General features: G+C 68.7%; 7 protein-coding genes and 2 pseudogenes. 7 read left to right on the top strand and 2 right to left on the bottom strand.

Annotated features, from left to right (window positions below; genetic code table 11):
* A pseudogene (locus G6021_RS17505) lies at positions 1 to 149 on the top strand (PaaI family thioesterase); the annotation flags it as partial.
* A gap of 30 nt (positions 150 to 179) precedes the next feature.
* On the opposite strand, the gene G6021_RS14110 reads toward G6021_RS17505, so the two are convergent.
* Positions 180 to 620 (bottom strand): MarR family transcriptional regulator, encoded by a 441-nt coding sequence (locus G6021_RS14110; protein WP_182616281.1) that lies wholly within the window; start codon positions 618 to 620, stop codon positions 180 to 182.
* Between the two features lie 108 nt (positions 621 to 728).
* Here G6021_RS14110 and G6021_RS14105 point away from each other — a divergent pair, with 108 nt between their 5' ends.
* Complete coding sequence (locus G6021_RS14105; protein ID WP_179526230.1) at positions 729 to 1,160, top strand: DoxX family membrane protein; 432 nt, start codon at positions 729 to 731, stop codon at positions 1,158 to 1,160.
* Between the two features lie 56 nt (positions 1,161 to 1,216).
* Here G6021_RS14105 and G6021_RS14100 read toward each other — a convergent pair whose 3' ends face one another.
* The gene (locus G6021_RS14100; protein ID WP_182616279.1) at positions 1,217 to 2,176 is read right to left on the bottom strand and encodes an alpha/beta fold hydrolase; all 960 of its coding nucleotides are present in this window, start codon (positions 2,174 to 2,176) and stop codon (positions 1,217 to 1,219) included.
* Positions 2,177 to 2,243: 67 nt separating this feature from the next.
* On the opposite strand from G6021_RS14100, the gene G6021_RS14095 reads away from it, so the two are divergent.
* From G6021_RS14095 to G6021_RS17495, 5 genes and pseudogenes are all read left to right on the top strand, one after another.
* Positions 2,244 to 3,749, top strand: a complete 1,506-nt coding sequence (locus G6021_RS14095; protein WP_182616277.1) for an amidase — start codon at positions 2,244 to 2,246, stop codon at positions 3,747 to 3,749.
* A 674-nt stretch (positions 3,750 to 4,423) separates the two neighbouring features.
* A complete protein-coding gene (locus G6021_RS17500) occupies positions 4,424 to 5,554 on the top strand; it encodes a tyrosine-type recombinase/integrase (protein WP_241736573.1) in 1,131 nt (376 codons plus the stop codon).
* Complete coding sequence (locus G6021_RS14085) at positions 5,551 to 5,886, top strand: helix-turn-helix transcriptional regulator (RefSeq protein WP_182641547.1); 336 nt, start codon at positions 5,551 to 5,553, stop codon at positions 5,884 to 5,886. Before G6021_RS17500 ends, G6021_RS14085 begins: the two co-directional genes overlap by 4 nt.
* A 25-nt stretch (positions 5,887 to 5,911) precedes the next feature.
* Positions 5,912 to 7,381: a hypothetical protein gene (locus G6021_RS14080; RefSeq protein WP_182641546.1), complete on the top strand. Its 1,470-nt coding sequence runs from the start codon at positions 5,912 to 5,914 to the stop codon at positions 7,379 to 7,381.
* 135 nt (positions 7,382 to 7,516) lie between these two features.
* Positions 7,517 to 7,773: pseudogene (locus G6021_RS17495) on the top strand (hypothetical protein); the annotation flags it as partial.

Below are 7,773 nucleotides of genomic sequence, written 5' to 3'. Positions count from 1 at the left end.
TCGACGTGAGCGCGGAAGCGTTGTTCCAGGGGCGCGGTCAGCAGCTGTGGGACGTGGTGATCCGCCAGTCCGAGAGCGGCACGGTACTCGCGAGGGGCCAACTCAGGCTGCAGAACGTTCCGCGGCCGGATCCGGCTCGGCACAGCTGACCCCACCCGGGGCCCGGCGGCGCCCCGGACTCACGTCGCGTCGGCACGCTCCAGCGCCGCCACGACATTCCGCGCCAGTCGACGCAGCTCGAGGAGGTCCTCCGCCGGCAGGTCCAGCTTCTCCAACAGGGAGCACTGGATGCGGCCCGCCTCGTCGCGGAGGGCGTGCCCGGCGTCAGTCAGCACGACGGTCACACTCCGGGCGTCCCCGCCCGCCCGGTGACGCGACACCAGTCCGGCGGCCTCCATCCGCGAGATCAGCGGGGAGAGGGTGCCGGAGTCCAGGAGCATCCGGTCGCCCAGCTGTCGGATCGTCAGACCGTCCTCCTCCCACAGGGTGAGCATCACCAGATACTGGGGATAGGTGAGCCCGGCCGAGGCCAGGGCCTCCCGATAGGCCGCTGTCGACGCCCTGGAAGCGGCGTAGAGGGCAAAGCAGACCTGCTGGTCGAGGCGGAGATCGGCGTCCATCTCCCCATTGTCCCGCAGAATTCGATTGCGCACAATTGAGTTGTGCGCAATACTTCTGTCATGGAGCACACCCCAGGTACGCGACCGGCCGGACGCACCGGCACCCGGATGACACGACGCCCGGGCCGGGCCGGCGAGGTGATCCGTCACCTGGGACGCTGGACCCTCGGCGCCGCACTGCTGGGCGCCGGCGTGGGACACCTGACCACCATGCGGCAGGAGTTCCAGGCCCAGGTGCCCACCTGGGTGCCCCTGGACCCGGACTTCGTGGTGCTGGCCTCCGGTGTCGTCGAGATAGGACTGGGCGCCGCCCTCATCCTGGCGCCGACGAGATTCCGGCCCGCCGTGGGGTGGGTCACCGCCGGCTTCTTCGTCGCGATCTTCCCCGGCAACATCTCGCAGTACGTCACCGGCACGGCCGCCTTCGGACTGGACACCGACCGCGCCCGCCTCATCCGACTGTTCTTCCAGCCCCTCCTGGTGGCGTGGGCACTGTGGTCCACCGGGGCGTGGAGAGCGTGGCGCGGCCGACGCGGCTGACCACCGGCACCGACACGCTCAGTGCGGCCCGGGTGAGCCGGGTCGACCGGTCGTCCTCACGGCGGGCCGGGGGAGAAGAACCGCCAGATCTCGCCGGGCGCGTCGTACCGGGCCCCACCGTCGCGGCCCCACCTGCCGGACAGGGTGGGGAAGGAGTGGCCGACCCGGTCCACCATCACCAGCCGCACGGGATCCGGGCCTTCCCAGGTGATCGTCTCGGCGTCGCCCTCACGACTGACCGACGGGGACGACCCGTCGACCGCGACCCCGTTGTGTCGGGCGAACCACTCCGCGCCGTCCACGGCGGACAGCACCTCGCCCCGCGACTGCGCGGCGAGGCCCGATCCCACGCGGACCTCACCACCGTCGATCGGGTTGATCGGGTCCTGACGCCCTTGGACAAACATGATCGGAACCGGCTCGCCATCGACCCCACAGCCCAGGTTCTCCCGGGTCGGGGGATTGGCGGCCACCGCCGCGACCCCGTCGACGAGGTCCGGCGCCTCGAGGGCGAGTCGCATGGCCATGTGTCCGCCGGAGGAGAAGCCCACCGCGTAGACCGGGCCGGTCGTCCCGAGCGACCCGGCGGCCTGCCGGAAGAGCCGCACGTCGTCGAGGTCGTCCTCCTTGGCGGGCCAGTCGCCCTCCCTCCGGCACTCGTTCCAGTTGTTCTCGTGGCCGTCGACGTAGACGATCGCGAAGCCCTCTTCGTCGGCCAGGCGCTCCAGGTCAGGACCTATCCCGTTGCGGATCCCCGAGCCGGTGTCCCCGGTCCCGTGGATGACGAGCAGTACGGGCGCCGAGGGGTCCTCCGCCGCCGGGGGGCGGTAGACGGTCCAGTTCCGGGTGAGGTCGTCCAGCACTGTCGAGTGGCTGGTCAGATCCCGCGACTCATCCGTCGGGATCGACGCGGGCGGGGAGCGATCCCCGGACTGTCCTGCACACGCGCCCATCGCGATCGTGAGCACGAGGCACGCCACGGCCCGGAGGGGTCGGGGGAACGTCGACTCCGTCATGCCCCGAGTCTGGCGCATCTCGCGCTCACCCGCCCAGGCGGACGGCCTCTGAGTACACTCACAATCCATGCACATCGATGAGTATCGTCGCCACGACGCCCTCGGCCTGGCCGACTCGGTCAGGTCGGGAGAGGTGACCGCGGGCGAGTTGCTCGAGGTCGCGTTACAGCAGGCGGACGCCGTCAATCCGCACCTCAACGCCATAGTCCAGCGGATGGACGACCGGGCCCGGGAACGGGTGGCGGGGCCGCTCGACGGCCCCTTCGCCGGCGTTCCCTTCCTCATCAAGGACCTCGGTCAGGACTACCGCGGGGTGCCGACCAGCGGAGGCTCGCGGCCCCTGTCCCGTATCCCGGCGGCCGAGCATTCGACAGTGGTACAGCGCTGGCTCGACTCGGGCCTCGTCATCTTCGGCAAGACCAACACCCCGGAGTTCGGCGCGAAGGGCATCACCGAACCGGACCTCTTCGGTCCCGCCCGCAACCCGTGGGATGCGAGCAGGACGCCCGGAGGTTCCTCGGGAGGGTCAGCCGCGGCGGTCGCGGCCGGTGTCGTCCCCGTGGCGGGGGCCAGCGACGGCGGCGGTTCGATCCGCATCCCGGCCGCCTGCTGCGGCCTGGTCGGGCTCAAACCGGGCCGCGGCCTGGTCCCCATGGGGCCGTCGGTCGGAGAGGCGATGCACGGTGCTGCGACGAACGGCGTGATCTCGCGCTCCGTCCGCGACTCCGCGGCGATGCTCGATGTGTTGGCGGGCGGGGAGCCGAGCGGACCCTACCTTCCCGGGGTGCCCACCGAGAGCTTCCTCTCCCAGGTCGGTCAGGATCCGGGACGGCTGCGGATCGGTGTGTGCACCGCATCCTCGATCAACTCCGAGCCCCACCCGGAGGCCTTGGCGTCGGTGGAGGCGGCCGCACGGACGCTGTCCGACCTCGGTCATGACGTGGAGATGCTCACCGAGCAACCGGTCGACGACCTGGCGTTGGCCCGCGACTTCCTCGCCACCTGGTTCGTGGTCCTGGCGTGGCAGGTCGACGACGCCAAGCGGCGCACGGGGTGCCGGGACGGTGACTTCGAGCTCGACACGCAGATCATGGCGGCCCTCGGACGAGCGCACAGCAGTGTCGAGTACGTCGACACGGTGATGCGTCGACACGAGCACGTGCGGCGGTTGTCGGCCTTCTTCGACGGCTACGACCTCCTGGTCACGCCCACGCTGGCCGACCTGCCGCCGCGTATCGGCGCGCTGGACACCCCTCGACTGGCACACCGTGCGGCGACCGGGCTACTCAAGACCCGGACAGCCGGCCTGCTGCGACGCTCGGGGCTCGTGGAATCGATGATCGACAACAACCTCAACTGGATCCCGTACACCCAGCTGGCCAATCTCACCGGCCGACCGGCGCTCTCGCTGCCGCTGCACCGGACCCCGGAGGGCGTGCCCATGGGGGTGCAGTTCATCTCCCAGCTCGGGGGTGAATCCATGCTCCTGCGCCTCGCCGGTCAGCTCGAGCAGGCGGTGCCGTGGGATCACCGGCGGCCGCCCGTACCCGCCGGCGCGGGGCGACCTCGATAGCTCGGGGAACGTCACCCGGCAACACGGGGAGTGCCCCTGGAAACGTCACTGTGACGTTGTGAGCGCAGCCAGCCAGCCGCCCCGGTGTCGCCCCGAAGAGCCGGCGATTAACCCGTCAGGTCGGGTTCCACCCGTCTGACTGGTTCCGCCCGCCAGAGTCCACGCCCGGCGGTACCGGGTGACACCTCGGGGCCAGGCCGCCCACAGGGCGTCACCCCACGACGGAGTCGGCCGTCGCGAACGACATGGGCGGAGACAGCGTCGATATGGTGGCGACCTCAGCCGATGAGCGGGGCGACCCGGAACAGCCCGACAGAAGCACGCGGCGCCGGGCCCGACAACCGGGCGGCACGATCGACAGCATCGCTGCAGGGCCCACTGCTATCAGCCTTATGGTTAAGTGCCGATAATCTACATTATGTAAAGTCAACGATGCTGAGTTGTAGATTGTGCGAACTCGACCCCTCCCCGAACTGCCCCTCGCCCGTAGTGCCCGACTGGCCTCGTGACCTGCGCGTGAGCAGGTGCCGGGCCAGCGCTTCCGCCCTTGTTGGACCGTGACCGCCAGCCGATGGCGGGATGGTGGCGGCGCTGCTACCTGCGGCCTCTTGTCGCGATTCGCATTTCATGCGACACTTTCGCACAAGACGCGAGCCATTTTTGGGCGGTGCGAGATGTCGCAGCAGGATCTTCCTCCAGGGTCGGCGCGGTTGCAGCTGGCCGACGGTATCGCTGTTCTACGTCCGGAAGCCTCGGTGTTCGAGGCGATGGTCACCGGCTGGTCTCACCAGCAGCTGGCACGAAACCTGTCTGCCGGCACGATCTCGGCGCGGGTGGCCACGATACGGCGGTTCCGGGACTTCTGCGATGCCGACGGCCCCTGGACCTGGACGCCGGCGATGGCCGATGACTGGATCACCGAACTACGCGGAGTCCACGGCATAGCGCACAGCACCGTCCTGAACTATCAAGGTGCGCTGCGGCACTTCATGGACTACCTGCTCGACCCGGCCTACGAGTGGGCCGAGCAATGCCAGGACCGGTTCGCCACGCATCCCGTACAGGTCATTACCGAGGCCAACTCGGCCCGCCACGTCCACGAGGGTCCCGGCGACCCACGCAAACGGGCGTACACCACCGACGAGCTGCAGGACCTGTGCGATACCGCGGACGAGCAGGTCACCCGCCGCTACGAGGTCGGCACGAAGGGGGCGATGGTCGCGCTGCGAACCGCGACGATCACCAAGGTCGCCTACGCATGGGGCCTGCGCCGCAACGAAGTTCGCATGCTGGACCTGACGGATTTTGGGCCGAATCCGCGTGCACGGCAGTTCGGCCGATTCGGGGTCTGCTACGTCCGGTACGGCAAGCCCGGCAAAGGATCCCCCGCCAAACGGCGCGGCGTACTGACCGTCCCAGAGACCGCGTGGGTGATCGACTGCCTCGAGCAGTGGATCGACCAGGGGCGCACCAGCTTCGACCGCACCACCGGGACCGCATTGTTTCCAACCGAACGATCCGAACGAATCTCGAACGGGGCACTGTCCCACAGCTTCGCCGAACTCTGTGACACAGCCGGCCTGACCGACCCCGGACTGGACTTTCACTCCCTGCGCCGCAGCTACGTCACGCTGCTTGTCGAGTCCGGCTACGACACCCACTTCATCCAAGAGCAAGTCGGACACGAGTACGCCTCGACCACCTCGCTCTACACCTTCGTCTCCCCCGACTACCGCAGCCGCGTCGTAGCCGCCGCCCTACGTGCCGCAGCCGGCCGCCTGCCCGAAAGGACGAACGAGACATGAAGCACCGGATCGCCTACCAGTGGCGACTACGCCAAGTCATGACCGACCGAGACATGCACAACCTGTCTGACCTGATCACCCCGCTGCATGAGGTCGGCATCGAGCTCTCCGCCTCGCAGCTCTACCGCCTCCTCGGACGCACCCCGGACCGGCTGCCCCTGGCGCTGCTCGGCGCCCTGTGCCACGTTCTGGACTGCAGCGTCGAGGACCTCTGCGACTTCCGTGTCGACGCCGCACCCTCGCGGCGCACCGCCACCGACGTCTCCCCCGCAGCTGATGGTCCGCTGCGACCGAAGCGGGCCCACATCCACCGACCCGGCCCACCGGCGTAGACGGACCCCCGCGCAGGCGACACACATGGCTGACACATCGAAGTACCACTGCACACGGTGCGACGACGAGCGCCAGCCTCGCGGCGTGCGCTGGCCAGAGGGCTTCGTCTGCCGCCGTTGCTACCAACAGGCCACCCGTCGCCGCGGAACGTGTCCTCGCTGCCTGACCCCGGACCGGCTCCTCCCCGGACTCTCAGGCAACCAGGCCATCTGCACCGACTGTGCAGGGATCGACGATCCCCGCCTGATCTGCACCCGCTGCGGCGATCAGGACGAACCCCACCGGCGCGGACTCTGCGCCCGATGCTGCCTCACCGACGACCTGACCGCCCTGCTCACCACCGCCGACACCGGATTCGTCTCGGCCGAGCTGAAACCGCTACTCGATGCGCTGACCAGCCAGGACCACCCGCGAAGTGCGCTCATCTGGCTACGCAATCCCGACGTTCGCCAGCTCCTGGACGGGTTCGCGCAACACCGCTTGACCATCAGTCACGACACCTTCGCCCACTACCCCGCCGAACGCACCGCACGTCACCTACGGGACCTGTTCATCAGCTGCGGAATCCTCGCGCCCTATGACCGCAACCTCGACCGCTTCACCAGCTGGCTCGAGAAAAAGCTCGCCTCCACACCAATCCACCAATCGCAGCAGGTCATCACCGGATTCGCCACCTGGCATCACCTGCGCAACCTCCGCGCCCGCGCGCAGCGCCAACCCCTGGAGAACGGGCCGATCGCCAACGCCAAGCAGGAGATCACCGCCGCGATCGACTTCGTCAACTGGCTCTACACCCGTAACACTGCGCTGGCGCAAGCGACACAGTCCGATATCGACACCTGGCTCGTTACCGGGCCGACCACCCGCAGCATCGCCAGAATGTTCGTCAGATGGTGCATCACGCATCAACACATGGCCGCCCACCTGGAGTTCCCCCACCGACGGGCTCGAACCAGTCCCATGACCAGCGACGATGAGCGCTACGCTCAGCTGGCCACGATTCTGGAACGGCGAGAGACCCCGGTGTGGGTCAAAGCCGCCACGGTCCTGCTGCTGATCTGCGCGCAACCAGTTTCGCGCATCGCCGCCATCCGACTGGACGCACTGAGAACCGACGACAGCGACGGCCTGTGGATCCGCTTCGCCGACGCCGAGGTAGCACTCCCGCATCCGCTCGCCGACCCGGTGACCGCGCTCATCGCCCATCGCCCCAACATGACCACCGCTGCCAACCGAACATCCCAGTGGCTATTTCCCGGGGTCACTGCAGGTCATCACATCAACCCGCAGACCCTGATGGGCAAGCTCCGCGACAACGGGATCGATCTTCGAGGCGCACGCAACAGCGCGATGCGCGAGCTGGTCCGCAGCATTCCCCCGGCGATCGCGGCAACCCAGTTCGGATACAGAGCTCAAACAACCGAACGCCACGCATTCATCAGCGGCGCCACCTGGAGCGCCTACCCCGAACTCCACCAAGAACCCGGCCCCTGATCAACCGCGACTCAACAGCACCCGGAAACCAGTATCGTTACGCGTTTCCGCTGTTACCCACTGGCGTCCGGACAGGTGCGGACCTGCGCGTGGCGAGTACAGAACCGAGCCGATCTTCTCCCCGGGCTGGCGCCCGTGAACTGGCCGTATCTGCGCCCCCGGACCCCAGCGACGCACCACCTCCGTCGACTCGGGCGCGCTGACCCGGCCCGCGAAGCGCTCGAGCGGCCCGGCGTGGTGCTGCCTCCGCGCCGCCAGTGGCCCACCGGCCTGGCCAAGCTCGACGTCCCGCTCAAGGGCAAGATCGCCGACGGTCCCGCGGAGGGCCGCGCTCTGGCACGCCTCACCGATCTGGGCCTGGGCCAGAAGCTGCGCGCCCTGCTCGCCGAGCC

Origin of the sequence: Dietzia sp. CW19 (genome assembly GCF_014145265.1) — a bacterium.
GTDB lineage: Bacteria > Actinomycetota > Actinomycetes > Mycobacteriales > Mycobacteriaceae > Dietzia > Dietzia natronolimnaea.
The sequence above is the reverse complement of the archived record's forward strand: the minus strand, read 5'-3'. Positions and strand labels throughout refer to the sequence as shown.

What these genes read in the sequence shown, in the direction of transcription:
- G6021_RS14110 (WP_182616281.1), bottom strand. Translation starts at nt 620, where the DNA reads ATGGACGCCGATCTCCGCCTCGACCAGCAGGTCTGCTTTGCCCTCTAC.
- G6021_RS14105 (WP_179526230.1), top strand. Translation starts at nt 729, where the DNA reads ATGACACGACGCCCGGGCCGGGCCGGCGAGGTGATCCGTCACCTGGGA.
- G6021_RS14100 (WP_182616279.1), bottom strand. Translation starts at nt 2,176, where the DNA reads ATGACGGAGTCGACGTTCCCCCGACCCCTCCGGGCCGTGGCGTGCCTC.
- G6021_RS14095 (WP_182616277.1), top strand. Translation starts at nt 2,244, where the DNA reads ATGCACATCGATGAGTATCGTCGCCACGACGCCCTCGGCCTGGCCGAC.
- G6021_RS17500 (WP_241736573.1), top strand. Translation starts at nt 4,424, where the DNA reads ATGTCGCAGCAGGATCTTCCTCCAGGGTCGGCGCGGTTGCAGCTGGCC.
- G6021_RS14085 (WP_182641547.1), top strand. Translation starts at nt 5,551, where the DNA reads ATGAAGCACCGGATCGCCTACCAGTGGCGACTACGCCAAGTCATGACC.
- G6021_RS14080 (WP_182641546.1), top strand. Translation starts at nt 5,912, where the DNA reads ATGGCTGACACATCGAAGTACCACTGCACACGGTGCGACGACGAGCGC.